Here is a 25,396-nt window from a genome sequence, read left to right on the forward strand (position 1 = left end):
GTTCGCCCTGAGCCTGTCGAAGGGCCTTCCTTCTGGCGGCGCGTCAGCCATGCTCAGTTCGAACGGAAGGATGGTCAGGCATCACCTCCATCAACCGCCCCAACTCCGCCCCATCCACGCCCTCGCCCGCCCCCTCGTCCCCCCGCGCCGCCCGCAGCACCGCCGCCAGCTCCGCCGGGGTCGCGCGCCAGAACTCGTCGGGCCGCCAGCCCAGCAGCCACCCGGCCACTCCCGCCAGCCGCCCCGCCGCATCGGCAAAGCGCGTCATTTTCCCGCCAATATCTGTTGCAGGATCGCCTTGAGCACCGGCGTCACCTTCGCCAGCCCCACCGCGACGATCGCCTCGCCCAGCGCCTCGCGGCTCAGCGCCTCCCGATCCACCAGACAATGCCAGAACAGCGCGACCAGATCGGCCAGCGATAATTTCCCGTCCGCCGCCCGCTCGACCAGGTCGAACAGCGGCCCCAATTCCGCCTCGGCCGCCACCAGCGCCCCGAAACTCGGCCGCAGCGCCAGCCGCTCCCCGTCCAGATCCAGCGCCGCTTCCCCGCGCGCAGGGTTTGCCGCCCCGCTCATTCGCTCACCACCGCGCCGGAGCTTTCCAGGCTCAGCGCATAATTGCGCTCCCCATTATAATCGCCGGCATAGTCCAGCCGCGTCACCAGAAAGCGCCCGCGCATCCGCTCGCCGCTCTCGAAACTCAGTTCATAATCTTCGATCGTCCCGGCCAGCGCATGGCCACGCACCCGCACCTCGGCCGCCGATCCGGTGAACAGCCCCGCCGCCGATACGCTGACCGACCGCACCCCCGCCCCCGACAGCAATTCGCGCCAGCCGCCCGAATCCTTGCTGGTGATGTTCACCGCCTCGCCATTGACGGACAGTTGCGTGGTGCGCATGCCCGCCACCGTCGCATATGTTGCGGGGACATTGCCGTCGCCCACTTTCAACAGAAACGCACTTCCCTTTTCGACGCCCATGGCGCATTCTCCCGACAAGCGATCCCGACGCGCGGAACACCCTGTTCCCACCCGGAAAATCGCGAAAAATTAGGGGACTCGGCGCCGGCCCGACCATCAGGTCGCAACCGTCCTGCGCCGCTTATGGAGAGGTCTGTATGATTGTTGCTGCTTCGCTCATGATGATGCTGGCCGCCGCGCCGTCCGCCGATGCCGTCGGCACCGGGCGCAAGGAATTTTCCAAATGCCTCAGCGCCCAGGTCCAGCCCTCGCTCGACAAGAAATTGTCGATCGCCGATTTTCAGGCAGAATCGAAAAAGGCCTGCGCCGACAAGGAAGCCGCCTTCCGCGCCGCCATCGTCGCGTCGGACAAGGCCGACAAGATGTCGGACGCTGCCGCCAATTCGGACGCCGACGACCAGATCAGCGAATATGTCGACAAGATCGCCAGCGAATATGACGAAAGCAGCCAGCCCCGCTGACGCGCAAATTTAGGTGCAATCTCTCCCCTCCCTGCAAGGGAGGAGAATGTCTTGGAGCTACCATTTGCGGACATTTGAGATAGTGGGCAGACTGACCGCTCACTTTATCGGAGAGTGGCATGATCAGTTTTGAAATGAGTGATGCCGACCAGCTTGAGATATACCTCGATCAATTAGGACTCGCCGAATTTCTGGCGCAAATCAAACTTTTGGATGATAAAAAGACAGATCATATTCATCTAATGGCTGAAAGCTGGGGCGGTAGCCATCTAGCTGACGGGCCTGTGAATACATCTGCGAAGGCGATCAGGCACGTTAAAATGATCGTGCGGGAATGACCACAATCCATCCTTTTTCGTCATTCCCGCGAAAGCGGGAACCCATCTCCTGACCTTGCGTCAAGTGCAGCACTAAGGAGGTGGATCCCCGCTTTCGCGGGGATGGCGCTACAGGATTCGGGCGTTCCCTTCCCCCACTCAACCCAATCAACAACAACGCGCCTCACCCCTCCCGCACCATCCGCAACCGATAGTCGATCACCGCCCGCCAGCCCACGGGCGACTTTCCCTCATCGCGCGCAACGCGAGAGCGCGCCAGCCGCGCGGTGACGATCCGCCACCCATCATGCACGCCCATCCCCGCCATCGCCACATCGACCCGCCCGATCATGCCGCCCAGCCGCGCCGCCGCCTCGTCCCCCACGCGCAACGCCAAACTCAGCCGAACCTCGCGCCCGTCCATAGCCTTTCCGCCCCAGTCCGCCCCGATACAGGCGTCGATAAAGGCATAGGGCACGCTCGCCCGTCCCGGCTCACCATCGAACAGGCCGTTCAGCCCATCCATCAGCGCCCTGTCCGCCTTCAGGGCCGCGATCACCGCCGCCCGCGCCGCCACTTCCGCGCTCATCGCCCGTCCCTCCCCACATCCCGCAGCGCCCGGTCCCGCCACCAACGCTCCGCCAGCCCCGGCCCGGACGCCCGCACATCATCCCCCTCGACCACAGCCTCGACGCCCATATCCGCCAGCGCCGCCACGATCCGCGCCCGCCGCCGCGCCGCCCGCGCCTCCAGCAAAGCCAGCAATCGCCCCCTCACCTCAGCCGCATCCGCCGGAAAGGCCGCCACAGCGCGCTCACCACCGCCGGCGGCGCCGCGCTCTCCGTGCCCCGCGCCGCGAAATGCTCCGCCGCCAGCCGCACGATCCCCTGCCGAAGCGGTTCCGGCAGCCCATTCATCTCCACCGCCAACCCCGCCTGATATCGCACCTTCAGCCGCTCGCCCGCTCGCGCCCGCGTCGACCGCACCCAGCCATCGCCCGCCGCATCGATGTCGATCGCATAAGCCTCCACCGGCAGCGCCTGCGCCGCCCCTTCGGCATCCACCGCCTCGACCCCGTCGATCATCGCCACCGGCCGCGCCGCCAGCCTTTGCCAGCTTCCGTCCGCCGCCACCGTCTCACCCACCGCGCGCCGCACCAGCCATTGTCCGGTAAACTGCTCGCACAAAGCCGCCGCACTGCGCAGCAACCCCGCCAGCACCGCATCCTCGCCCACCGTCTCGATCCGCAAATAGGCTTTCAACTCCGCCAGCGATGCCGCCAGCGCCCCGCTCTCGCTCTCGTCCACCATGATCATCAGCGCTCCTCCACCCGCATCGTCACCGACCGCTCGTCCACCTGCCCGTCGGACAAAGTGACGCGATTGGTCAGCCGATAGACCCGCCCGACCATGCCTCCGCTTATTCGCGCGCTGCTGCGCTGCGCCTCGAACGCGCTCGCCTCGATCACCAGCCCGCCTTCCTCCTGCGGGCTGACCGTCCACAGGCTCGCGACCAGATCCTGCCCCGCCAGATAGGCCGACCAGTCGATCGCATGATCCACCCGCGCCTGCGGGTCTTTGACAGTCAGGCTCATCGCACCTTGCTCCCCCCATTCGCTTCGGGCCGCATCGCCCCGTCCCGCACGCGCACCCGCACATCCTGATCCGGCCGCACGCCCCAGCCCCATGGCCCGCGCCACAGGCCGCTCACCCGCACCGCGCCAAGCGCCCCCGCGCCAAGCGCCTCACCCGCCAGCATGACCGCCTCCCGCCTCCAGCAGCACCACGCGCGCCTCCAGTCGCGCAATCGCCCGCCGCTGCCACGCCGCCTCCAGCGCAAAACATTCATCATAGCGCAGCCCCCACCGGTCGCCCGCCGCCCGCGCCGCCCGCAACAGCGCGCCATCCTCCGCCCGCTGCTCCGGCTCCGCGTCCCAGCGATCATGACAGATGAGCCCCCATCGGACCGCCGCCCCCTCGCCCATTTGCTGGTCGATCGCGTCGCGCACCTGCTGCGCCACCAGCCCCATATGCCAGCGCGCATTGTCGCCCTTTTCCGCCACCGCCTCGACAAAACGATAGCGCTGCCATTGCACCGCGCCCCAGGCATCAATCAACGCCTCCTCCGCTGCGCCCAGATCGCATTTGGCCCGCGCGTCGGACGTATTGATCGTCCCGCTCGCGGCATAGACCAGGCTCCAGCGCGTCGACGCCCCGCCCAGCGCATAGAGATTGTCGGTCAGCGGCAGCACATGGCCGGCAAAATCCATCGTCCCATATTGCAGCCGCATCAGCGTGGCCGGCGCGCCGCTCGATCCATCCCGCGTCGCGTGCCAGGAAAACATCACCTGCTTGTTGGCACTGCCGGGCGTAGCCGACACCAAAGTGGCGCGCATCCGCGTCACTTCCTCGAACGTGCCGCCGATATAGCCGAAGGACGCGACATCGCCGATCACCGCGCCGCTCTCCAGATTGGCCGGCACCGCCTGCGTCCCTTGCGCGCGATACAGGCGCATCGACGCAGAACTCGTGCCATAGGCGTAGGCGCGCAATGACGCCGCAACCCCGTCACCCCGCACGGTAACGATCGCTGCGGCATCGTTGCGATAGGCCGTGATCGTCTCGGTCGACAGCGACGTGAAGGCCGCGCCGGTCGCATTGACGGTCAGCGTCCCGTTCGCAATCTGCACATCGCCGCTGCTGCCCAGCGCGCCCACATAGGCCCGCACGCCCGCGCCATCCCCACGGGTCAGCAATCCGCGCCCATATCCGCTCGTCGCCAGCGCCGCGATCGCGCTCAGTTCGCCGCTGGCCGGCTGCTTGTCCGCCAGCGCGCTCGTCAGCCCGTCGATCGCGCCGATGCCATGGCCATGTCCCTCGACCCGCGCCACCCAGTCGGCATGCAGCACCAGCCCGACATGCTTCTCGCCCGCGACGAAATCGACCGCAGCGCCGCCCGCCGACGACGCATGCGGTACCCGCACCAGCCGCCCGCCCGCGTCGATCGTCCCGCGCCCCGCCTCCCACTGCCCCGGATCGGCCACGCCCTGAATGACATAGGGAAAGGTCGCCCCAGCGCTCAGCGCCTCGGCAAAGCCACGATAGCCCGGCAACGGCCCGCCCAGCATCAGCGGCCCGCCGCCGCCATCCATGCAGACCTCCCGCACCAGATCCGCCATCTCCCAATGTGTGATCGCCACAGCCGCTCCCCCGAAAACAAAAAGGGAAGGAAGCCTATAAGCCTCCCTCCCAAACCTTCTCCCCACGGGGGAGAAGGATACGAAGCCTTGCCAGCTTGCTGGCTAGGCGCAGTTGGATGAGGGGGCAGCGCACCGCCCCCGCATCATCAGGAAGCGGCGAACTTCATCAACTTAATCGCCTCCGAATTCGCCACCGCGCCGCCGATCCGCTTGACGGCATAGAAATGCACGAACGGCTTGTTGGTGAACGGATCGCGCAGGATACTCGTCTCGCTGCGTTCGGCGATGACATAGCCCATCTGGAAATTGCCGAACGCGATCGACAGGCTGTTGGCCGCGATGTCCGGCATGTCCTCGGCCTCGACCACCGGATAGCCCAGCAGCGTCGCCGGCTGCGCCGCGCTCAGCCCCGGTTGCCAGATGAAGGCGCCGTCGGTCGTCTTCATCTTGCGGATCACCGCCAGCGTGGCGCTGTTCATGACGAAGCTCGCCCCCTGCCGGTACGGCGCGCGCAGGCTCTGGACCAGGTCGATCAGCTTGTCCTGCGGATTGGACGCCGCAAAACCGCCCGCCGCGCCTGCCGCCACATATTGCAGCGACCCGAACGCCCGCACGCTGTCCGCCTCATTGGTGGTCGTATAGGTCAGGAAGCCCTTGGGCTTGTTGGTGCCATTGCCGCTGACGAAGGCCGCCCCCTCCGCCACCGCAAATTCCCGCGCAATCTCGCCCGCCAGCCAGGCTTCGACATCGAACTGCGCATCGTCCAGCATGGCCTGCGACGCCGCCGGATTGGCGAACAACTCACCACCGGGAGGCGCGATCTCGTTGAAACTCGGTGTCCCCGTCTCGGCCCGCGCCCCCGTCTCGCTCGCCCATCCCGACACGATACCGCCCGAAGTGACCAGCTTGCGATAGCCCGCCGTGCCGGTGCGCACGACATTGGCGATCGACCGGATCGGCGAAATCGCCTTCAGCGTCGTGCCGATCAGCTGGTCGATCTCGCGCGGCACCGCATATCCGCCCGCCGCGCCGCTCGCCCCGGAAAAGCTTTTCAGCTCCACGCCCGCCTCATGTCCCTGCCGCAGGTATCGATCGACAAAGGCCGCCCGCGCCGGATCGACGCTGCCGCCCTTCACACCATCCAGCGCCGGCCGCTGTGCGGCAAGCAACGCCCCCTTCAGCGCCGCAATCTCCCCCTCCAGCCCATCGATCCGCTCCCCCTGCAACACCGCATCGAAGCTGGCTTCCAAGCCATCCGTCACCTGATCCGTCATGCCCGTCTCCACAAAAAAGGGCGGCCCAGATGGACCGCCCATATCTTCCTCGCCCCTTTGGGGGAGAGGATACGAAGTCTTGGCGGCACAGCCGCCTAGACGCAGTTGGAGAGGGGAGCAGCGCCCTTGCCGCCACTCACCCCTTTGCCCATAAGCCTCCCATGTCCCTCACCCTCGCTACCCACGGCGCGCAGCACATCCCCGCCGCGCTCAACGCCACCACGCTCGCGACGATCGAAGCCGCCCTCGCCGATCTGCCGTCCGACCATCCCGGCCTGCGCCTTGCCAGCCTGCCCGCCCTCGCCGCCATCCTCGCCCCCAGCGGCGCGATCGGCCGCCACGCCGCCGCGCATCAGGGGCAGGAAACCCGCCCGGTCCGCGCCATCCTGTTCGACAAGAGCGCCACGACCAACTGGTCGCTCGGCTGGCATCAGGACCGCACCATCGCCGTGACGGACCGCCACGCCGCACCGGGCTTTGGCCCCTGGACCGTCAAGTCCGGCATCCAGCATGTCGCCCCGCCGCAATCGCTGCTCGACCGCATGCTGACCCTGCGCCTCCATCTCGACCCCGTGGACGCGGACAATGCCCCGCTCCTGATCGCGCCGGGCACCCACCGCCATGGCCGCATCCCGGAAAGCGATGTCGCCGCCCATGTCGCCCGGCACGGCACCCATGCCTGCCTCGCAGAACGCGGCGACATCTGGCTCTACGCCACGCCGATCCTCCACGCCTCCGACGCCGCCACCACCCCGCGCCACCGCCGCGTCCTGCAACTCGACTATAGCGCCGATCCGCTCCCCGGCGCGCTCGAATGGCTGGGCGTCACATAAAAAGCCTTCTCCCCACGGGGGAGAAGGATACGCAGCCTTGGCCCGCAGGGCCTTAGGCGAAGTTGGATGAGGGGGAAAATACTACCCCTCCACCGCCACCACCCGCGCCAGATCCTGCATCGGATGCGTCACCAGACTGACCTCCACCAGCTCCAGCCCCAGCAACTCCCGCGGCCGCGCCCCGCGCGCAGCCTTCACCCGATAGCCAAAGCTCAGCCCGTCCAGCGCGCCCCGCGCCAAAGCCGCCGCCGCCTCGCGTCCCGCCGCCGTGCGCCGCGACACCCGGCCGATCACGCGCAGCCCCCGCTTATCCTCCAGCGCCTTTTCCACCACGCCGATCACCTGCCCCGGCCCATGCTGCCACAACAGCGGCACCCCCGCCGGGTCGATCGCGCCAAAGGCGCCCGCCCGCACCACGTCCCCGCCCCGGTCCACCCGGTCGAATATCGCCGCATAGCCGGCAAAGCGCACATCGCCTTCCATCGCTCACCCCCGCACCAGCCCGACCAGCCCCACTTTCACCGCAATCCCCAGCAGGACCATCGCCATCGCGATCCGCACGACCCAGCCGATCACCGCCCCGCGCGCCGCCTTCTTCGCGTCGCGCCAGGCGGACAGCAATTCGCGCAATTCCCGCATGTCACCTTCGGCGCGCCGATCCGCCAGACCCAGCCGCTCCAGCGCCCGCCCCGCGCCCAGATCGCTCGCCTCCTCGATCAGCGCGCGCACGGTCACGATATCCATCGGCCGCCCCTCCGCCTGCGCCACCAGCCGCGCCAGCATCTCCTCTTTCATGTCCCGCCCTCCTTCCCTTCGCGCCGCGCAATGCCTATCTGCGCGCCCATGAAACGCGCCCCTCGCAAAGTCCTGATCATCCTCGCCCTCGTGATCCTCGCCGCTCTCGCCTGGCATTTCGGCCTGTTCCGCGCCGGCGACTGCGTGGTGCAGGGCGGCAGCTGGAACTGGGACAACGGCTTTTGCCGCCTCGATTCCCTGCCCGCCCGCGCGCCCGACGCGCCCTGAGTGATTTTCGAGCCGTGAAATGGAATGTTTCACGGCTCGAAAATCACGGCAAACAAAGTGATTTTGAGTGAAATGAAACATTTCACGGCTCGAAAATCACGACCGGACAAGTCATAGCCCCAACATCGCCTTCTTCTCTTCAGGCGTCAGGAAATCCGCCGCCGCCACCCGCTCCCACAGCGCCGCGCGCTCGTCCGACAGCGCCGGCACCGCATCCAGATCCGGCTCGATCACCAGCCTCGGCCACCAATCGTCCAGCCCTTGGCGCAACCCGCCGCAAATCTTCGCCACCAAAGGCAGGATCGTCTGCCGCCACAGCGCCTTGTTCGCCTCGCGATAATTGGCATAGGCGTTGTCGCCCGGCAGCCCCATCAGCATCGGCGGCACCCCGAACGCCAGCGATATCTCCCGCGCCGCCGCCCCCTTCAGCCCCACAAAATCCATCTCCGCCGGCGTCAGGCTCATCGCCTTCCAGCTCAGCCCACCCTCCAGCAGCATCGGCCGCCCCGCATTGGCCGCGCCGGCAAAGGCCGCCTCCATCTCCCGCTTCACCCGCTCGAACTGTTCGGGGCTGAGCACCGACCCGTCGCCCGGATCATAAACCATCGCGCCGCTGGGCCGCGCCGCATTGTCCAGCAACGCCTTGTTCCAGACACTTGCCGCATTATGAATCGCCACCGCGCCCGCCGCCGCCCCGGTACAGCCCAGCCCATAATGATCGTCCAGCGGATGCAGCGCCTTGATATGCAGCACGCCCGTCCGCCCCGCGCCATCCTGCGGCGACAGGCGCGTTACGCTCTCCCCCACCCGATACAGGTACGCCGCCGGCCACCCCCGCGCATCCGCCTCCACGCTTACCCGCTCCGGCCGCAGCGCATAAAGTTCCGCCGGCAAGCCCTCCGCCCCGGCAATCAGCTGCACATAGGCATTGCCGTGCAGCAGCAGATGGCAGGCCAAAGTCTCCACCAGCCCCTGCCCCGCCGAAGCCCGCCCGACCAGCGCGGCCACGATCGCCAGCGCCGCATCGTCCACCCCCCGCACCTTCAGCGCACAGGCCCCCGCCCCTTCGGACACCAGCCGCATCGCCCGCTGGGCCACCGCATTGCCCATCACGCCCGCGCGCAACTGCGCCTCATAGCTGGCCGGCCACTCCCCCAACGCCACCGCGCCCGAACCCCAGGCCCGCGCCAGCACCGGCCGCGCATCCTGCACAGCCCCTTGGGCCGCCTTCGTCCCGAACCATTTCATAAGACCATCCCCAAACGCAAAAACCCTCTCCCCACAGGGAGGAGAGGATAGTGAAATTCATCCGAGAGGGGGACGACGCGGGTCGGATACCCGCGCCGCCCGATCATCGCTCCGCCTTATTGCGGCTGGACCCACAGACCGCTGATGCGGATTAACGTGACAACCTTGGTCGCGTCCCTCAGCACCGCATTGACCCCGCCGCGCAGCCGGATATTGTCGGTTGTGCTGCCCGTGCCATGCTTGATGGTCAGCGTCTGACCGCCGATCGGCCGGATCACCAGCATGGTGCCATCCAATCCGTTCTGGATCGTCTCCACCGTATCCGCCGATCCGGTTTCGCTGCTCACCGACAGGATACCGCTGTTGATATTGGCGGTTCCCTGGTCCAGCTTGAGCACACCGCCGGTGGTTAACTGGACCGACGTGATGCGCCAGCCCAGATTGACCTTGTTCACGCCCATGCCTTCCAGCGCATAGTTGCCGGCCGTCTCCCCGACCAGCGCCAGCCCGGTATATCCACGCCCGACATTGTCGCCGCCTTCGAAATAGACGCCCACAGGCTTGCGGATCATGTCGACCGTCTTGCCATCGGTACAGATCAGGCTGTTGCCGCTGACGATGCAATAACCGTCCGTGCCGCTGGTCGCGACCGCACCGAAGGCGAAGCGATTTTCGGCCACGCTCGTCAATTGACAGGGATTATAGGCCCGGTTGCCGCACACCATGCCGTTCGCGACATAATTGACCCGGACGGCGGGACCGCCCGAATAGAGGATGACATTGTTGGTGATGATCGGGTTGGGCCCGGTCGAATTGATCGCGCCCAGATTGGCGTTGTTTTCGCCGCCCTGCGGCACCACCCCCAAATTGGTGCGCATCAGCGTATTGCCGTTGACGGTCGTGTCGCGCACATCGCCGGTCGGCGACGACACGACGGAGATGCCCGCGCCGACGGTGTTGCTGATGACATTGCCCTGCACCACATGGCCGACCGCGCGGATGACGATGCCGTTGCCGCGACAGCCATTGATCGTATTGCCGATGAAGTTGAGATAATAGCCCGCTTCATGGCTGGAAATGCCGGACTGGAACATGCTCTGCATGGTATTGGACGAAACCAGCGTGTTCATCGGCACGCCAAAGTTGAAGTTGGCCGTGCCCGCCGGGCCTGCGCCTGTGGTGTAACCATTGCGACAACGTTCGACGCGATTGTGGGAGATGATGCCGCCCAGATTGACGGCTGCTTCTTCTATGCCATAACCGAAGCCGCCATTGACATCATCGTCAGCCGAATTCAGATCATGGATGTAATTGTTCGTGGCGATATGGCTATGACATGCGGTGAACTTGACCGCCGTATAATTATGGTGATGCAATTCGTTGGATTGCGCCACCGGCGCTTCGCAGAATTTGAAATGGATCATGGGAAGCTCGGGCACCGTGCCCGATACCCAGGCATTCACATTGCCCTCCATCTCCACGCCTTCGACGCCGCAATTCCTGGCCCAATTTACCAGCGTTACGTATCGATCCTGCCCGGTCGGGTAGGCAAAGGCGACCCCCTGCATCAGCGTGATCTCATTACCGACGATCTTTTCGATCTGGACGATTTCGCCGGTTCGCGCGCCGTTGAGATTGGGGATGGGCGGGTTGCCACCATGGATCAATATCCATTTGCCGACCTGCAAACCCGCTATGCTACCTGATATGGTGAATGTTTTGTCCCCTGGCGCCAACCCTTGCGTAAAATTACGCCTCTGCGAAATGTCGCCGAGCCATTCGCCCGACATCTGGATCGGGATACCCGTCCCGGCCGCCTTCAGCCGGCTCTTGCCCTGGGTGCCGCGAATCCAGCCCGCCTGGGTCACGCCCGCGATGATCTTGTGCTGTACATTATCGGCCGGGATATAACATTCCTTATAGGCGGCCAGGCATTGGTTGATGGTACTGGACACGTCGCTGGCGCCGGTGGTGTCACCCCCGAAATGCGCGAAGGACGGTCGCACAGCTGTCCAGCCGGGAAGGTCGGAAATCAACGTCATAGACGTTCCGACATAGACATATTCGAAGCCCCCGGCGATCACGCGGTTGCCAGCAACATGTGATCCCGGAAGCGCATTTTTGAAATCGTCGCGCGTATTATAGATGGTAATATTGGGCATCATCGCTCCTTGGAAAAAGCGGCTGGACGACACATTGGTCGCCAGCCGCGGGGGTAAACAGGGTCATCATCGGCCGCCCCCGACCCGCCCGATCAAGGCGTGCGCCGTCGTCGACCGCGCACATGCGCACGGACGGGACCACAGGATGCCGATATGAAAAAACCTCCCCGTTTCCGGGGAGGTCGACAGAGACAAAGCGGGCCTTGCCGCCCGCCGGAAACCGACAAGTTGGGCACCTATGGCCCGTAGGCAGGGGAAAGGCGCTGCCTCCCCCCGCGAAACCCCCTATCCGTCAGGCACCGGGCCGGCTTCTCCTCAGTCCACCCGCGTAATGAACTGCTCGACCGGCCGCCGCACCTTCTTCAGGTTCACCAGCCAGTCGCCCTCATCCGCGCGATAGCCCACAGGCATGATCGCCACAGAGCGCAATCCGCGCGCCCGTAAATCCAGTATCTCGTCCAGCGCCGCGGGGTCGAATCCCTCCATCGGCGTCGCATCCACCTCTTCGAAAGCCGCCGCCGTCAGCGCGATACCCAACCCCACATAGGCCTGCCGCGCGGCATGTTCGAAATTCGTCTCCGCGTCGCGCTGCGGATAGGTGCCCAGCAGCATCTGGCGATAGGCTTCCCAGCCCTCATTCCTGAAGCCGCGCTCGTCATTGACCAGATCGAACATATGGTTGATCCGCTCGGGCGTATAATTGTCCCACGCGGCAAAGACGATCAGGTGCGACGCGTCCGTCACCTGTTCCTGATTCCAGGCGATCGTCTTGATCTTCTCGCGCACATCCTTGTTGGTGACGACGATCACCTCGAACTGCTGCAACCCGCTCGACGTCGGCGCCAGCCGTACCGCTTCCAGGATGCGCTCCACCTTGTCTTCGGGCACGGCCTTGTCCGGGTTCATCTTCTTGGTGGCATAGCGCCAGTTCAAACGGTCGATCAGCATCGAATACCTCTTCATCACAGCGCGCCCGGCCTAGACCCGGCGCATGACGCCATGATGTAGAGGCTCCCGCTCGAAAATAAAGGTATCATATCAAAACTTGCTTTGCGTTCACTGACGCAAAGATGCAGACAGCCCGCTAACGACCAGAAGCGGCCTTTCAAAGGCCCTTCCCACCTGCCCCATAGCCGTCACCCCAGCGAAGGCTGGGGTCTCAGGCGATAGTAGAAGGAGGCGGGCCACCTTGCGCTATCTGTTAACGGGGCGCTCGCCTGCCTGAGATGCCAGCTTTCGCTGGTATGACGATGAGGGACGACTGACGACCATTTTCGTCTTCCGTCCGTCGAATTGCCGTGCCTAGTTGCAGACACTACCGTTGAATGAAATAATCATCATCCATGACGCAACTGACTGAACTAGAGCGTGCAGCCATAGACGCAATCTTGGCCGAAAAGCCGGATTATCTCGGTCCGTTGAGCGAGCAGCTTCAATCTGTGGTGGTTGAGAAGCGAGAAAATACAGGCGGTGGCTTTTTTACGACCATCTCTGTTTCGCCGCTGGCACCTGCCGCAATCGTATCCAGCCCACTAGGGTTGAACGTGTATGTAGGCGTAGATGGCATGGATTATGGCCTCGGTATGCTCCTTTTCTTCGAGCATGGGCGAATGAGCCTTTTGGAGGGTTATTCCGTCGGCGGTGAGGATACTTCTGCAATAGAGTTCGGGCGGGTTGCTTTTGCGATTACGGCCGCGCCAGCCACATCGCGCGGAAATGTCAGCTAATCGTCATGCGCTACCCATAAGCTGCCCGACCGCTCCCCACCCCTCACATCCCCCGCACCCGCGCCTCGCCCTTCTTCCCCAGCATCAACTCCGTCATCGCCCATACCAGCGCGTCGGCCCGATCGGGCGACCGCCCCGGCCCGACATAGCCGCCGCCCGCCAGCAGCCCGCACATCTGGTCCTCCATCTCCGGAAAAGCCCCGCGATGCGCCACCCGTCCGGCCTCATAGAGCGCCGCCACCGGTTCCGCCCGCGCCGCCTTGCCCCGGCTCGCATGGACCAGCTTCACCGGCAGCGTCTCCTCCGCCGCCAGCAGCACGCTCGCCACCATCGCCCCGCCATTATTGGCTTCGGCCACCACCCGGTCGGCGCCATGGACCAAAGCGGCCGCCGCCGCCGCCCGCGCCCAGCCTTCGGGCGACTGCCCCGCCACGCTCGCGTCGGCGATCACATAGGCCCGCCCGTCGCCGCCGACCCCGGCCACCACGATCCCGCACGCATCCCCGCCCGCCGACGCCGGCGGATCGACCGCCACAACCACGCGCGTCAGCATGCCCGGCACATGCGCGACCCGGCACCGCTCGATCAGGGCACGCGACCATAGCGCGCCCTCCACCTCCTCGATCAGTTCGCCGTCCAGTTCCTGCCGCCCCAGCCGCGTGCCGCCATAGCTGTCGGTCATCGCCGCAACGAAGCCCGGCGCGAGATGCGCCGCATTCTCCGCCGTCCGCCCCCGCGTCACCACAACGTCAGCGCCCTCCCGCGCCACCAGCCCCCGCACCAGCGGCACCGGTCGCGGTGTCGTCGTCGCCAGCATTTGGGGACAGATGCCCAGCCGCAATCCCATCATCAGATTATGCCAGGCCGCCTCGCCGCCCGCCCATTTGGCGATCTCGTCGGCCCAGCCATGGCTGAACTGCGGCCCGCGCAAACTCTCCGGCTCGGCCGCGCCGAACAGCGTCGCCATCGCCCCATTGGGCCAGCGCAGCGTCCGCAGCGCCGGCGCATAAGACGGCCGGTTCTACCAGGGCGCAATCGCCAGCAGCCCGCTCGCCCCCTCCACCATCACGCTGCGCGCCTCGCCCAGCGTTGCGCCCACCAGCGCGATCCGCGCTGCCGGGTCCGCCTCCGCCACGGCGCGCACCCATTCCGCCCCGGCCCGCGTCTTGCCATAGCCGCGCCCGGCCATCATCAGCCAGATGCGCCAGTCGCCCGGCGGCGGCAACTGCCCCGGCCGCGCCAGATAGCGCCACTCCTGCGCCAGCCGCTCCGCCGCCGGCAGGTCGTCCAGCAGGTCCAGCACCGCCCGAGCCGCCGCTTCCTCCTCGGCCAGCCATTCCCTGCCCGAAATTTCCATACCCTGCCCCCAAAAGAAAAAGGCCGCCCCGAAAGGCGACCTTTCCCCAAAACCATTGCCTGTCCGCGAGAATCTATTTCCTTGGCGCCATGCCACCAAAGGTGACGATGCTCTCCGCACCATCCGTCGCCACAGCCGCCACGCCGATGAAATGATCGTCCACCACCACATCCTTCAGCACCGTCTCGGTCGCGCCCGTCACGATCCGGCTATCGCTCCAGTCCTGCGCATCCGCCCGCCGCCAATAGACCTTATAAGACGCCGCCCCCGGCACCGCGTCCCAGAAGACCCGCGTGTCCATCGACAGCGCCCCATCCAGTGAAACCGTCGCGGGCGCCGCGGTCGCATCCGCCAGATCGCGCAGCGCCGCGATATTGAGCGCCGTCACCTTCGCCAGATAGGGAAAGTCCATCCCCTCGACCGTATCGCCATAGACGCGGCCATTTTCGGTCCGCAAATCCTGATGCTGCCGGTCATAATTCTCGATCCCGACCGAAAAGCGCACCGCCGGAAAGCCCAGTTCCAGGAAGGGCGAATGATCGCCCCCGCGCCCGAACCGGTCCAGCCGCCGCACCGCGAACACGTCCAGCCCGATCTGCGGATTGCCCTCCGCGATCCCGTCGATCTTCTTGGCCAGCGCGCGCGACGGCCCATCATCCTCGCCGCCGATCGCCCGGCGCGTCAGATTGGCCTTCCCATCCTCCGAAAAGCGGATGCCTTCGGAAAACACCCGCACCCGGTCGGCAACGATCTGTCCGTTCTGGCCGACCGTATTGCCGACGATATCGTTGTTCAGCATCGCCCGCACCTGCCAGCCGCGCGTCTTCGCCGTCTCCGCCAGCAGCTTGGCGCCCCACAGCCCCTGCTCCTCGCCCGACAGCAGCGCATAGACGATCGTCCCGTCGAACTTTTCCCCCGCCAGCACCCGCGCCGCCTCGATCACCAGCGCCGTGCCCGACGCATTGTCGTTCGCCCCCGGCGCATCGTCGGTGATGTTCATCACATCGGTCACGCGGCTGTCGATATGCCCCGCGACGATCACCACCTGGTTGGAATCACCCGTCCCCTTCTGGATCGCCAGCACATCGGCCACCTCGACGCCATTGGGCGCGCGCGGCCCGGTGAACGGCCCGGCTATCGTCTCCACGCTCAGGCACCCACCGCACCCCTTGCTGATCTTCGCAAACTCGTCCGCGCCCCATTTGCGCGCCGCGCCGATCCCGCGCTTCGGGTCGGTCGCCGACGACAGCGTATGGCGCGTGCCGAAACTCACCAGCTTCTCAACCGTCGCTTTCATGCGCGCAGGATCAGGCGCGCGCGTCTGCGCGGCGGCGGGAACGACGGTCAGGGCGGATGCTGCGGCCAGCAGGAGGATCTTTCTCATCCCCCCCGGTCTACCGCCTGTCGCACATCTGTAAAGCACCCCCGTCCTTCTTCGCGTTCGCACCATAATCCCCAATAGAGATCAAATATTTATCCCTTGACGACTAGCCCGTCTCAAATGCACCAGAGCATATCTCGGCTCCGGGGGGAGCTGAGTCTTTAACCGGGGGTCTATATCTCATGAAGTCCGTTGCCAGCGCCCTTGTGGGCGTGATCGCCTGCGCCTGCGCGCCGTCCGTTTTTGCTCAGGCCACCATTGCGCCTGCCACGCCCGTCGCCACCATCGTCGCCACGCCCGGCGGCAATGTCCTGCGCGCCGGTACCCAGATCGCGCTCAAAACATCCGAAGCGATCACTACCGAAGGCAAGAAGCTGCGCGTCGGCCAGCGCGTCCAGATGGAAGTCGCCGAAGCCGTAACGCTTAACGGCCAGACCGTCATTCCGCTCGGCAGCCCGGTCGTCGGCGAAGTCACCGACGTCCGCAACAAGGGCATGTGGGGCAAGTCCGGCCACATCACCGGCCGCGTCCTCTATGTCCGCGCCAACGGCAACCAGATCCGCCTGACCGGCAGCTTCGATGACAAGGGCGTCACCGGCACCGCCGGCGTCGTCGCCGCCATTGCCTTCGTGCCGGTCGCCGGCTTCTTCACCACCGGCACCAGCGCCCGCATCCCGCTCGGCGCGCCGGTCGCCGCTTTCCTCGACGAAGATGTCAGCGTCGCCTTTGCCGCCGCACCTGTCGCACCCGCCGCCACGCCCGTAGCGGCCACCGCCGTCGCCACCCCTGCGATCGCGCCGGCAGCAGCCACCCCGGCCGCAACCAAGACCTCGCTGGTCGACCCCTCGCTGGAGATCAAGACCAACTGATCGTCAGGGGCGCGGGCAACATACTCAGAACCAGTACGCCCGCCCGCGCCCACCCGGACGCATCCCGATGAACCCATTTCCGTTCCGGTCGTTCTCTCATCTTGGGAGAAGATGCGCATGGATGCGGATTTCGACATCAGGCCGGACCCTCGTCATAATATGATCCGGGTCAGGATGGCCGGCTTTTTCGATCAGGATCATGTGCGGCATTTCGCCGCCGCCTATCGCTCGGCCCTTGCCGGCCTGACCGCGCCGGGTCATCTGACGCTGGTGGATATCAAGGCGATGAAGATCCAGGCGCAGGATATCGTCACCGCCTTTTCCGCGCTGCTCGCCGCACCGGACGTGCGATCGCACAAGCTGGCCTTTCTCTGCGGCTCCACCCTCGCCCGGCTTCAGGCGCAACGGCTCACAGACCGCGACGGCGTCCGCTTCTTCGACGACCCCGTCTCCGCCGAACGCTGGCTGCTGGACTGAAAGCAGCAACCAGTTGCTATCAGTACGTCCGGCTCGTCACCTTCGCCGTGCCATCGGGCAATATCTGGATCAGGTGCGCGCTCTCATTATTGCACTGCGCCTTCCATCCGCGCACGCCATGGCGGATGTCCGCCCGTTGCGATCCCGTCACCTCCGGGCAGGCGGCGCCACTGTCGCGGATCGCCTTGGCAAACACGCCATTGCGCAAATCCTCGTCCAGCTTGGCCACCTGCGCCGCCGCGCCGGTTTCCGGCTCGATCCGGTTCTCCGCCACGACCTGATCCGTCCCGCCGTCACCACAGCCGGCCAGCGCCCCGCTCAGCATCGCGGCCAGACCCAGCATCATCCACTTGCGCACATGCATCTCCCATCATCGGGCTTTCACTACCCCCGTGACTACCCAGACCAAATCTTCAGGCCAGACCAAATCTTCAGGCCGATCGCGGCGCCCACAGGATCACCGCACCACCGATCAAACACATGGCCATGCCGATCAGATCCCACCGGTCCGGCCGCACGCCCTCCATCGCCCACAGCCAGACGATCGCCGCCATGATATAGATCGACCCATAGGCGGCATAGGCCCGCCCGGCATGATCCGCCTCCACCAGAGTCAGCAGCCAGGCAAACAGGCACAGCGACGCCACGCCCGGCCCCAGCCACCAGACCGACCGGCCCATCCGCAACCAGGCCCAGAAGGCAAAACAGCCCCCAATCTCCGCCAGCGCGGCGCCGATATAGACAAGCACGGTCATGCCAGCCGCCGTGACACCATCCCGCCCCGATCGCAAGGGCAGGCCGGGGGTGGGGGCGGCGGGTTCTAGGTCAACTTTCCTAATCACCGAAAAAATCATACGTCATGCCAGCGAAGGCTGGCATCTCAGGCGACAGTGCGCAACGATGGATTATGGCGCGAGGTGGCTACACCTATATCATGACCAACAAACCGCACGGCGTCCTTTACATCGGCGTTACCGCGGACCTGGCTGCACGGGTACTTCAACATCGGAACGGCACTGGGTCAACCTTCTGCAAAAAGTACGGCCTGGCACGTCTCGTGCTGGCGGAACCTCATGATGATATCATGCTCGCCATTGCGCGCGAAAAAGCACTCAAGGCTTGGAAGCGCGAATGGAAAATCCGACTAATTGAAGAAAGCAATCCTGACTGGAGCGAAAAGCAATCCTGACTGGAGCGATCTGTCGAACCTCATCGCGTGACTGCCTGCGATCCCAGCCTTCGCTGGGATGACGGCTATTTGGCAGGCTAAATCAATAGCAAAATCCACCTCTGCTCCCCCGCCATCCAACCCATCCCGCTAAACCCCCGCCATTTCCCGTCGCCATCCGATCTCGCCCAGTACCGCCTCGACCCGCGCGATCGCGTCCGCGCTGTCGGGCCGCCCCATCGCCTCCCGCGCCGCGCGGCGCTTCTCCATCCGGTCCCGATGCAGGGCGAATAGCCGCAACGCCACGGCCAGATTGCGCACGCGCTTCACTTTGCGCGCCTTCACCGCACCCTCGCCGTCCAGCACCACTTCCTCGACCTCGCTGCCATGCAACGCCTCGCGCATCAGCATCAGTTCGATCTCGCCATAGCCCTCCTCCAGCGCATCGTCCCACGCCTCGGCAAAGCCCGCGTCCAGCTTGCGCCGGCGATAAGCGCTGGCGCGGCAGACCCCTGCCTCGCGCGCGGCCTCGCTGGCATTGCAACTGTCCGCCAGCGCCGCGAAGAAAGCCTGCACCTTCTCCACCGTCCAGCTATCCTCGCGCACCTTGCGCTTCTGCCCCCGCGCACCGCCGCCCCTGTGCTGACGCCCCGCCACCAGTTCCCGCTCCGCCTTACCCGCCATGCCTCCCTCCCCCATCCGCCCCGCCCAAAAGCAAAAAGGGCCGGCCCCATCGGACCAGCCCTTCTTTGCCACCGCCCGCATCAACGCGTCGGCGACTCACATTTTTCCACTGTGCCAACCTCTGTCAGATGAGCGTGACGATGTCAAGAAAAATGTTCCATATGGGTTATTTTTCAACCATGGACCGGATCGCCATCGCTTCCTCCGCCAACGCCGCCGCCACACTCGGCCGCGCCTTCACCCGCGCGATCCAGTCCGCGACCTTCGGCCAGCGATCCGCGCTCAGCCCATTCGACACATAACCCACATTGATGATAGGACAGGCCGCCGCCAGATCCGCCAGCGTGAAGCGATCCTCCACAAGCCAGCCGCTTTCCGGCAGTATATTCTCCAGATAATCATAGATTCCCGGCATCTCATCAGCCTCGGCCCGATCCGCCGCCGCCAGATCCGGCTCACGCTTCAGCCGCTTTGCCACCGCCCGGTTGAAGAAGATCTTCTGTCCGATCGGCTGCACCACCGTATCGCCAAATTCCTCATACCATATCGTCCGCGCGCGCGCCTTCGGTTCCGCCGGGATCATCTCCGCACCGGGGCGCAGGGCATCCATATAGGTGATGATTGCGGTCGAATCGCACAACAGGAAATCGCCATCCTCCAGCGCCGGTATCTTGCCGAACGGCGACCCCTTCAGATAGCCGTCCGCCCCGCGCCCGAACCCGGCCGCCTGCACCTCGACAGCGATCCCCTTTTCCGCCGCAAAGACAATGACCTTGCGCACAAAGGGTGATGGCCGCGCGCCATGGATGATCATCTCGTCTCTCCTTCTGTCGTCAGGTCGGGTGGCGCCACTCTGCTCATCCAGTGGCGATATGCAACTATTTTATGCCGGCACCGCGACGGGCAGGAACGGCGCCACCACCCCCATCACCCGCGCGACCGTCTCCGCCTTCTCGCCCACCGGCGCAACATAGTCGATCACGTCCCGCGCCGCCGCTTCGCCCGCCCCGCGCGCGATCGCCCAGGCGCTCAGATAGTGCGCCGCCATGCACCCGCCGGCGGTCGCCACATTGCCGGTCGCATGAAACGGCGCTTCGACCACCTGCGCGCCGGTCGCCACCACCCAGGGCTTGCTCGTCACATCGGTACAGACCGGCACATCCTCCAGCAGCCCCAGCGTCCCCAGTAGCAGCGCCCCCGAACATTGTGCGCCGATGATCTGTCGCGCCGGGTCCAGCCGCAACCGCGCCATCAGTTTCGCATCCGAAATGACTTCCCGCGTCCGCACCCCGCTGCCGATCAGAACGACATCGGCTTCACCCGCAAATTCAAGAGATTGCTGCACATCGACCCGCACCCCATTCATAGACGTCACCGCCGCGCCCGGCCCGCAAATCCCGGCCCGCCAGCCCTTCACCCGGTTCAGCAGCGCCAGCGCCACAAAACTGTCCAACTCGTTGAATCCATCGAACGTAACAATCGCAACCCGCATCGCCGCCTCCATCTGCAATGACGGCGATCCTAAAGGCATGCGCACCCATCCGCCCGATCCGCTCGCGACGAATTGGCGTCCTTCAGAATTGCGGTCCGGCGACTCCCGGCCCCAGCGGCTTCGACTGCGGCCGCGCCTGAGCCTCATCATCCGCTTCAGGCCCCGGCGCCACTTCGCCCGGCACCATGGTCCGCGTATAGTCGATGCGGATACGCACCCAGCTACCGACCATCTTCTTGCCATTGACCCGTGGCGGCATCACCAGGAATTGCCAGGCCGCCAGTCGCACCGCCTTGGCCAGGCCCGATCCGCGCGGATATTCCCCCAGAATCTGGCAATTTTCGACATGATAATGGTCGATCGTCTTGCACGCGACCAGACCATAGCCTCGCGGCGGTGCATTGGCCGGCAGATAGGTCGACAGTTCCGCATGGGTCGGCCGCCGATACCATTCCGCCTCGTACAACTGCACCCCGCCCGGCCCTTCGCCCGGCCCCTGCACCATGGAACTGTCGCCCTTGCCTTCCCCCACGCCCTGCGTTCCCTTGGGCATGTTGCCGATATCGGCCGACGCCATCTGCTCGCGATTGAGCGTCAGGAAGGGGAAGGGCGATGGCGGCTGCTCGGCCGGCTTCTCCACAGGCACCGGCGGCCGCACCACCGGATCGGCCTGTTTTTGCGGCGAAGACTGTTTCTCCTCCCGCTTCTGCGTCTGTTCCGCCTTGGCCTGCTGCTGGTCGGTCTTCTCGCCCGTTTCCACATCGAACGTCACCGGCAACCGGTCATCCCGCTTGGGCGGCTCGAACTGGGGCGACAGGGTGAACAGGGCCAGCAACAGCAGCAGGTTCAGCACCAGCGCAAAGGCGATGCCGCCCGCGCGCTGCCGCACCTTGTCCCAGGGAATCGAAGAAAAGGTCAAATGCGGCGCCGAACAGGTCTTGGAAGAGGGGGGGTCATGCCCAGACGGCGCCGAACAATCAAGCCCGTGCCTCCTCTCCTGTCGCCCAATCGTCACGCAAAAGCGCTGGCGACCCGAACCCAGTTCGGTTACGGGCAGGTCGAGTTTCCGTTCAGGCCGAGGCGAAAATGGTGATTTTCGAGAACCTTGGGCCGAGGCGCGTGACTCGGCCCAACGCAGCGTGCTTAAAGCACGTGAGCACCGGAAGCGCAGAAAAGCGCCATTTGCAGCCCGGCCTGGGCGGAAAGACGACCTGACCGCGATGCTTACCAAGCTGTACCAATGGACGCTGGCAAAGGCCGCGCACCGCCACGCCGAACGGTGGCTTTTCGCCATCAGCTTCATGGAATCGAGCTTCTTCCCGATCCCGCCGCACCCGCTGCTCGGCCTGATGTGCCTCGCCCGCCCGGAAAAGGCGATCCGCTTCGGCTTCATCTGCACCCTCGCCTCGGTGCTGGGCGGCCTGTTCGGCTATGCCATCGGCCATTTCCTCTATGAAGCGGTCGGGCAACAGATCCTCACCGCCCTCGGCCTCGCCGCCAAATTCCCGGTCGCGGCCTGCTATCTGCGCGATTACGGCGCGGAAATCATCCTCATCAAGGGCGCGACGCCCATCCCGTTCAAGCTCATCACCATCACGGCGGGCTTCATCGGTCTGCCGCTCTTCACCTTCCTCTGGGCCAGCATCGTCAGCCGCGCCTTCCAGTTCATGTTGGTGGGCTTCCTCTTCTGGAAGTTCGGCCGCCCGATCAAAGCCTTCATCGAGAAATATCTGGCCCTGCTCTCCGCCCTCTTCCTCGTCCTCATCGTCGGCGGTTTCATCGCCGCCTCCATGCTGACCGGCGGCGGGCACAAGAGCGACAAATGCTCCGGCGCCACGATGGAATCGATCCGCTGACGTGCTGAAGCAAGCCTTCGCCCGCCACCCCAATGTCGCGGCGCTGCTGGCGGGCTTCGCCTCCGCCACCGGCTTCGCCCCGCTCAATCTCTGGCCGGTGACGCTCGCCTGCCTGATCCTGCTGATCCTGTTGATCGAGTGCGCCCCCGACCGCCGCGCCGCTTTCTCACGCGGCTGGCTGTTCGGCGTCGGCCACTTCACCCTCGGCCTCAACTGGATCGCTCACGCCTTCACCTTTCAGGACGCCATGCCGCACTGGTTCGGCTATGGCGCGGTCGTCCTGCTCTCTCTCTATCTGGCACTCTATCCGGGTCTGGCGACGCTGGGCACATGGTGGCTGCACCACAAACTCCCCTCCCTCTCAGGGAGGGGCCGGGGGTGGGTAGGCGAGCGAAGCGAACCTTTATCCTTCATCCTCCTCTTCGCCGCCCTCTGGCTCGCAACCGAATATCTGCGCTCCACCCTGTTCACCGGCTTCGCCTGGAATCCGCTCGGCGTCACCCTGCTGCCCTCGCGCGCGGCGATCGGCGCGACGCTGATCGGCACTTACGGCCTCGGCCCCATCGCCATCCTGACCGCCGGCGGTCTGCTGCTCGCCCTGCGCCGACAGAGCCGGCCCACCGCCGCACTGTTGCTGCCCCTCTTCGCCTTTTCACTCTGGGGCATCTTGTCCCCTGCCCCCACCACGCCGGTAGGCGCGCCCCGCATCCGCGTGGTCCAGCCCAATATCGGCCAGGACGAGAAATACTCGATCGAGGCGGAATATCGCAATTTCCGCAAGCTCTCGACCCTGTCGGGCCAGCCGCGCCCGGCCCCGCGCCTGATCTTCTGGCCCGAAGCCGCGATCCCCGCCTATCTCGACATGGAACCCGACTGGCGCGCCCGGCTCGCCCATCTGCTCGGCCCCAACGACCTGCTGCTGACCGGCGGGGACAAGGTCTATTTCAAGCCGGTCGAGCAGGACGGCACCCTCGTCAACAAACTCTCCGGCGCCAACAACAGCGTCTGGATCGTCACCCCTGCCGCCACAATCGCCGGCCGCTATTCCAAGGCGCATCTGGTGCCCTACGGCGAATATCTGCCGATGCGGAACATCCTCGAACCCATCGGCCTGTCCCGTCTGGTGCCGGGCGACGCGGATTTCTGGCCCGGCCCCGGCCCGCAAAGCCTGACCCTGCCTGCCAATCCCGGCCGCCCCGCGCTCAAGATGGGCATCCAGATCTGCTATGAAATCATCTTCTCAGGGCAGGTGATCGACCCGGCCAACCGCCCCGACTTCCTCTTCAACCCCTCCAACGACGCCTGGTTCGGCAGCTGGGGCCCGGTGCAGCATCTGGCGCAGGCCCGCCTGCGCGCACTGGAGGAAGGCATCCCCATCATCCGCTCCACGCCCACCGGCGTGTCCGCGATCATCGACGCGCGCGGTCAGGTCGTCCACGCGCTCGGTCTCAACCGCGCCGGCTTCCTCGATTCCGGCCTGCCCCCCGCGCTGCCGCCCACGCTGTTCGCGCGCCTCGGCAACTGGGCGCCGTTCGGCCTCATGCTCCTGCTCCTCGGCGCAGCCCTTGCGCTGCGCAGAGCCAAAAGCTAATAGCCACATAAACATTTCTTTATATCAGAACCCGCCCAATCGGCTTACGGGAGTCACATGCGTAAACAATTCCTCTTCACCTCGGAATCCGTTTCCGAAGGCCATCCCGACAAGGTCGCTGACCAGATTTCCGACGCCATCGTCGATCTCTTCCTGTCGAAAGACCCCGAAGCCCGCATCGCGTGCGAAACGCTGACCACGACCCAGCTCGTCGTCCTCGCCGGCGAAATCCGCTGCAAGGGCGTGTACGAAAACGGCGCATGGGCGCCCGGCGCGCAGGAAGAAATCGAAGCCGCCGTCCGTGCGACGGTGAAGCGCATCGGTTACGAGCAGGACGGCTTCCACTGGCAGACCTTCCGCTTCGAAAACAACCTGCACGGCCAGTCCGCGCACATCGCGCAGGGCGTCGATGAAAGCGGCAACAAGGATGAAGGTGCCGGCGATCAGGGCATCATGTTCGGCTATGCGTCGGACGAAACCCCCGACCTCATGCCCGCCACCCTCTATTACAGCCACAAGATCCTGGAACGCATGGCCGCCGACCGCCATGGCAAGGTCGTCGATTTCCTCGAACCCGACGCCAAGAGCCAGGTGACGCTCGAATATATCGACGAAAAGCCGGTCCGCGCCACAGCCCTCGTCGTTTCGACCCAGCATGCCGCCGGCATGGACAATGACGACAGCCGCGCCGAACTGCGCGCTTACGTCAAGGGCGTGATGGCCGACGTCCTGCCCGAAGGCTGGCTGCCGGGCGACGAAAGCATCTACGTCAACCCGACCGGCCTGTTCGAAATCGGCGGCCCTGACGGCGACGCCGGCCTCACCGGCCGCAAGATCATCGTCGACACTTATGGCGGCGCTTCGCCCCATGGCGGCGGCGCGTTCAGCGGCAAGGATCCGACCAAGGTGGACCGTTCGGCCGCCTACATCACCCGCTACCTCGCGAAAAACATCGTCGCCGCCGGCCTTGCCCGTCGCTGCACGATCCAGCTGAGCTACGCCATCGGCGTTGCCGAGCCGCTCTCGCTCTACGTCGACCTGCACGGCACCGGCACGGTCGAAGCCTCGGCGATCGAAGCGGTCCTGCCGACGCTGGTCCGCCTGACGCCCAAGGGCATCCGCACTCATCTCGGCCTCAACAAGCCGATCTATCAAAAGACAGCCGCCTACGGCCATTTCGGCCGCACGCCCGACGGCGACTATTTCCCCTGGGAAAAGACCGACCTGGTCGATCAGCTCAAGGCCGCACTGGCTTAAATGGCCTTACCCCTCCCCTTCAGGGGAGGGGCAGCGAGAC

At 65.4% G+C, this 25,396-nt stretch carries 33 protein-coding genes and 1 pseudogene; 11 read left to right on the forward strand and 23 right to left on the reverse strand.

Annotated features, from left to right (window positions below; genetic code table 11):
• Positions 1 to 43 precede the first annotated feature (43 nt).
• The 3 genes from RQH62_RS08270 to RQH62_RS08280 are packed head-to-tail and all read right to left on the reverse strand — an operon-like array spanning position 44 to position 980.
• A complete protein-coding gene (locus tag RQH62_RS08270) occupies positions 44 to 268 on the reverse strand; it encodes a phage tail assembly chaperone (protein WP_311268292.1) in 225 nt (74 codons plus the stop codon).
• Entirely contained in the window at positions 265 to 576 is a 312-nt protein-coding gene (locus tag RQH62_RS08275) for a gene transfer agent family protein (RefSeq protein ID WP_311268293.1), read from the reverse strand. The genes RQH62_RS08270 and RQH62_RS08275 overlap by 4 nt, the downstream gene beginning before the upstream one ends.
• A complete protein-coding gene (locus RQH62_RS08280) occupies positions 573 to 980 on the reverse strand; it encodes a phage major tail protein, TP901-1 family (RefSeq protein WP_056690040.1) in 408 nt (135 codons plus the stop codon). The genes RQH62_RS08275 and RQH62_RS08280 overlap by 4 nt, the downstream gene beginning before the upstream one ends.
• A 137-nt stretch (positions 981 to 1,117) precedes the next feature.
• Between RQH62_RS08280 and RQH62_RS08285 the strand changes: the two genes are divergently transcribed.
• Positions 1,118 to 1,441, forward strand: coding sequence for a hypothetical protein (locus RQH62_RS08285; protein ID WP_311268294.1), 324 nt, complete (start codon positions 1,118 to 1,120; stop codon positions 1,439 to 1,441).
• A gap of 119 nt (positions 1,442 to 1,560) precedes the next feature.
• Positions 1,561 to 1,779, forward strand: coding sequence for an Imm32 family immunity protein (locus tag RQH62_RS08290; RefSeq protein ID WP_311268295.1), 219 nt, complete (start codon positions 1,561 to 1,563; stop codon positions 1,777 to 1,779).
• Between the two features lie 163 nt (positions 1,780 to 1,942).
• Here RQH62_RS08290 and RQH62_RS08295 read toward each other — a convergent pair whose 3' ends face one another.
• The 7 genes from RQH62_RS08295 to RQH62_RS08325 form a co-directional block, all read right to left on the reverse strand.
• Positions 1,943 to 2,347: a DUF3168 domain-containing protein gene (locus RQH62_RS08295; protein ID WP_311268296.1), complete on the reverse strand. Its 405-nt coding sequence runs from the start codon at positions 2,345 to 2,347 to the stop codon at positions 1,943 to 1,945.
• Complete coding sequence (locus RQH62_RS08300) at positions 2,344 to 2,535, reverse strand: hypothetical protein (RefSeq protein WP_311268297.1); 192 nt, start codon at positions 2,533 to 2,535, stop codon at positions 2,344 to 2,346. The genes RQH62_RS08295 and RQH62_RS08300 overlap by 4 nt, the downstream gene beginning before the upstream one ends.
• Positions 2,532 to 3,068: a hypothetical protein gene (locus RQH62_RS08305; protein WP_311268373.1), complete on the reverse strand. Its 537-nt coding sequence runs from the start codon at positions 3,066 to 3,068 to the stop codon at positions 2,532 to 2,534. Before RQH62_RS08305 ends, RQH62_RS08300 begins: the two co-directional genes overlap by 4 nt.
• A gap of 5 nt (positions 3,069 to 3,073) precedes the next feature.
• On the reverse strand, positions 3,074 to 3,352 hold the full coding sequence (locus RQH62_RS08310; RefSeq protein ID WP_311268298.1) for a hypothetical protein: 279 nt from the start codon (positions 3,350 to 3,352) through the stop codon (positions 3,074 to 3,076).
• Positions 3,349 to 3,516, reverse strand: coding sequence for a hypothetical protein (locus RQH62_RS08315; RefSeq protein WP_311268299.1), 168 nt, complete (start codon positions 3,514 to 3,516; stop codon positions 3,349 to 3,351). The genes RQH62_RS08310 and RQH62_RS08315 overlap by 4 nt, the downstream gene beginning before the upstream one ends.
• A complete protein-coding gene (locus tag RQH62_RS08320; RefSeq protein WP_311268300.1) occupies positions 3,503 to 4,957 on the reverse strand; it encodes a tail fiber domain-containing protein in 1,455 nt (484 codons plus the stop codon). Before RQH62_RS08320 ends, RQH62_RS08315 begins: the two co-directional genes overlap by 14 nt.
• A 146-nt stretch (positions 4,958 to 5,103) precedes the next feature.
• The gene (locus RQH62_RS08325; RefSeq protein WP_311268301.1) at positions 5,104 to 6,231 is read right to left on the reverse strand and encodes a phage major capsid protein; all 1,128 of its coding nucleotides are present in this window, start codon (positions 6,229 to 6,231) and stop codon (positions 5,104 to 5,106) included.
• A 161-nt stretch (positions 6,232 to 6,392) separates the two neighbouring features.
• Here RQH62_RS08325 and RQH62_RS08330 point away from each other — a divergent pair, with 161 nt between their 5' ends.
• Positions 6,393 to 7,064, forward strand: a complete 672-nt coding sequence (locus RQH62_RS08330) for a phytanoyl-CoA dioxygenase family protein (RefSeq protein ID WP_311268302.1) — start codon at positions 6,393 to 6,395, stop codon at positions 7,062 to 7,064.
• Positions 7,065 to 7,145: 81 nt separating this feature from the next.
• On the opposite strand, the gene RQH62_RS08335 is transcribed toward RQH62_RS08330, so the two are convergent.
• Both RQH62_RS08335 and RQH62_RS08340 read right to left on the reverse strand, forming a co-directional pair.
• Positions 7,146 to 7,547, reverse strand: coding sequence for an HK97 family phage prohead protease (locus RQH62_RS08335; RefSeq protein WP_311268303.1), 402 nt, complete (start codon positions 7,545 to 7,547; stop codon positions 7,146 to 7,148).
• Between the two features lie 3 nt (positions 7,548 to 7,550).
• On the reverse strand, positions 7,551 to 7,859 hold the full coding sequence (locus RQH62_RS08340) for a DUF6127 family protein (protein WP_311268304.1): 309 nt from the start codon (positions 7,857 to 7,859) through the stop codon (positions 7,551 to 7,553).
• A 48-nt stretch (positions 7,860 to 7,907) separates the two neighbouring features.
• On the opposite strand from RQH62_RS08340, the gene RQH62_RS08345 reads away from it, so the two are divergent.
• Positions 7,908 to 8,087 carry a hypothetical protein gene (locus tag RQH62_RS08345; RefSeq protein ID WP_311268305.1) on the forward strand — a complete coding sequence of 60 codons (180 nt, stop codon included), beginning with the start codon at positions 7,908 to 7,910 and terminating at the stop codon, positions 8,085 to 8,087.
• A gap of 111 nt (positions 8,088 to 8,198) precedes the next feature.
• Here the strand turns inward: RQH62_RS08345 and RQH62_RS08350 are convergent, their stop codons facing one another.
• From RQH62_RS08350 to RQH62_RS08360, 3 genes are all read right to left on the reverse strand, one after another.
• Entirely contained in the window at positions 8,199 to 9,335 is a 1,137-nt protein-coding gene (locus tag RQH62_RS08350) for a phage portal protein (protein WP_311268306.1), read from the reverse strand.
• A gap of 116 nt (positions 9,336 to 9,451) precedes the next feature.
• Positions 9,452 to 11,500: a right-handed parallel beta-helix repeat-containing protein gene (locus RQH62_RS08355; RefSeq protein WP_311268307.1), complete on the reverse strand. Its 2,049-nt coding sequence runs from the start codon at positions 11,498 to 11,500 to the stop codon at positions 9,452 to 9,454.
• Between the two features lie 312 nt (positions 11,501 to 11,812).
• Positions 11,813 to 12,460 (reverse strand): NAD(P)H-dependent oxidoreductase, encoded by a 648-nt coding sequence (locus RQH62_RS08360; RefSeq protein ID WP_311268308.1) that lies wholly within the window; start codon positions 12,458 to 12,460, stop codon positions 11,813 to 11,815.
• Between the two features lie 380 nt (positions 12,461 to 12,840).
• On the opposite strand from RQH62_RS08360, the gene RQH62_RS08365 reads away from it, so the two are divergent.
• On the forward strand, positions 12,841 to 13,224 hold the full coding sequence (locus tag RQH62_RS08365; RefSeq protein ID WP_311268309.1) for a hypothetical protein: 384 nt from the start codon (positions 12,841 to 12,843) through the stop codon (positions 13,222 to 13,224).
• A 43-nt stretch (positions 13,225 to 13,267) separates the two neighbouring features.
• Here the strand turns inward: RQH62_RS08365 and RQH62_RS08370 are convergent.
• Together RQH62_RS08370 and RQH62_RS08375 are read right to left on the reverse strand one after the other, a co-directional pair.
• Positions 13,268 to 14,581: pseudogene (locus RQH62_RS08370) on the reverse strand (DNA-packaging protein).
• Between the two features lie 73 nt (positions 14,582 to 14,654).
• Entirely contained in the window at positions 14,655 to 15,965 is a 1,311-nt protein-coding gene (locus RQH62_RS08375) for a M20/M25/M40 family metallo-hydrolase (protein WP_311268310.1), read from the reverse strand.
• A gap of 179 nt (positions 15,966 to 16,144) precedes the next feature.
• On the opposite strand from RQH62_RS08375, the gene RQH62_RS08380 reads away from it, so the two are divergent.
• Complete coding sequence (locus tag RQH62_RS08380; RefSeq protein WP_311268311.1) at positions 16,145 to 16,831, forward strand: hypothetical protein; 687 nt, start codon at positions 16,145 to 16,147, stop codon at positions 16,829 to 16,831.
• Positions 16,832 to 16,942: 111 nt separating this feature from the next.
• Positions 16,943 to 17,308: a hypothetical protein gene (locus RQH62_RS08385; protein WP_311268312.1), complete on the forward strand. Its 366-nt coding sequence runs from the start codon at positions 16,943 to 16,945 to the stop codon at positions 17,306 to 17,308.
• Between the two features lie 19 nt (positions 17,309 to 17,327).
• Here the strand turns inward: RQH62_RS08385 and RQH62_RS08390 are convergent, their stop codons facing one another.
• Complete coding sequence (locus RQH62_RS08390; protein WP_311268374.1) at positions 17,328 to 17,654, reverse strand: hypothetical protein; 327 nt, start codon at positions 17,652 to 17,654, stop codon at positions 17,328 to 17,330.
• A gap of 85 nt (positions 17,655 to 17,739) precedes the next feature.
• Complete coding sequence (locus RQH62_RS08395) at positions 17,740 to 18,063, reverse strand: YnfA family protein (RefSeq protein WP_311268313.1); 324 nt, start codon at positions 18,061 to 18,063, stop codon at positions 17,740 to 17,742.
• 152 nt (positions 18,064 to 18,215) lie between these two features.
• Here RQH62_RS08395 and RQH62_RS08400 point away from each other — a divergent pair, with 152 nt between their 5' ends.
• Entirely contained in the window at positions 18,216 to 18,497 is a 282-nt protein-coding gene (locus tag RQH62_RS08400) for a GIY-YIG nuclease family protein (protein WP_311268375.1), read from the forward strand.
• A 129-nt stretch (positions 18,498 to 18,626) separates the two neighbouring features.
• Here RQH62_RS08400 and RQH62_RS08405 read toward each other — a convergent pair whose 3' ends face one another.
• From RQH62_RS08405 to RQH62_RS08420, 4 genes are all read right to left on the reverse strand, one after another.
• On the reverse strand, positions 18,627 to 19,160 hold the full coding sequence (locus RQH62_RS08405) for a hypothetical protein (RefSeq protein WP_311268314.1): 534 nt from the start codon (positions 19,158 to 19,160) through the stop codon (positions 18,627 to 18,629).
• Positions 19,161 to 19,326: 166 nt separating this feature from the next.
• On the reverse strand, positions 19,327 to 19,974 hold the full coding sequence (locus tag RQH62_RS08410; protein ID WP_311268315.1) for a glutathione S-transferase family protein: 648 nt from the start codon (positions 19,972 to 19,974) through the stop codon (positions 19,327 to 19,329).
• Between the two features lie 69 nt (positions 19,975 to 20,043).
• Positions 20,044 to 20,652, reverse strand: a complete 609-nt coding sequence (locus RQH62_RS08415; protein WP_311268316.1) for a DJ-1/PfpI family protein — start codon at positions 20,650 to 20,652, stop codon at positions 20,044 to 20,046.
• A gap of 82 nt (positions 20,653 to 20,734) precedes the next feature.
• Entirely contained in the window at positions 20,735 to 21,571 is an 837-nt protein-coding gene (locus RQH62_RS08420) for a hypothetical protein (protein ID WP_311268317.1), read from the reverse strand.
• A 301-nt stretch (positions 21,572 to 21,872) separates the two neighbouring features.
• Here RQH62_RS08420 and RQH62_RS08425 point away from each other — a divergent pair, with 301 nt between their 5' ends.
• Genes RQH62_RS08425 through metK form a run of 3 tightly spaced genes read left to right on the forward strand, consistent with a single transcriptional unit; the run spans position 21,873 to position 25,356 of the window.
• The gene (locus tag RQH62_RS08425) at positions 21,873 to 22,508 is read left to right on the forward strand and encodes a YqaA family protein (RefSeq protein ID WP_311268318.1); all 636 of its coding nucleotides are present in this window, start codon (positions 21,873 to 21,875) and stop codon (positions 22,506 to 22,508) included.
• Position 22,509: 1 nt separating this feature from the next.
• Positions 22,510 to 24,099 (forward strand): apolipoprotein N-acyltransferase, encoded by a 1,590-nt coding sequence (lnt, locus tag RQH62_RS08430; RefSeq protein ID WP_311268319.1) that lies wholly within the window; start codon positions 22,510 to 22,512, stop codon positions 24,097 to 24,099.
• 57 nt (positions 24,100 to 24,156) lie between these two features.
• Complete coding sequence (gene metK / locus RQH62_RS08435; RefSeq protein ID WP_311268320.1) at positions 24,157 to 25,356, forward strand: methionine adenosyltransferase; 1,200 nt, start codon at positions 24,157 to 24,159, stop codon at positions 25,354 to 25,356.
• The last annotated feature ends 40 nt before the right edge of the window (positions 25,357 to 25,396 follow it).

This window comes from Sphingobium sp. WCS2017Hpa-17, assembly GCF_031843765.1.
Taxonomy (GTDB): Bacteria; Pseudomonadota; Alphaproteobacteria; order Sphingomonadales; family Sphingomonadaceae; genus Sphingobium.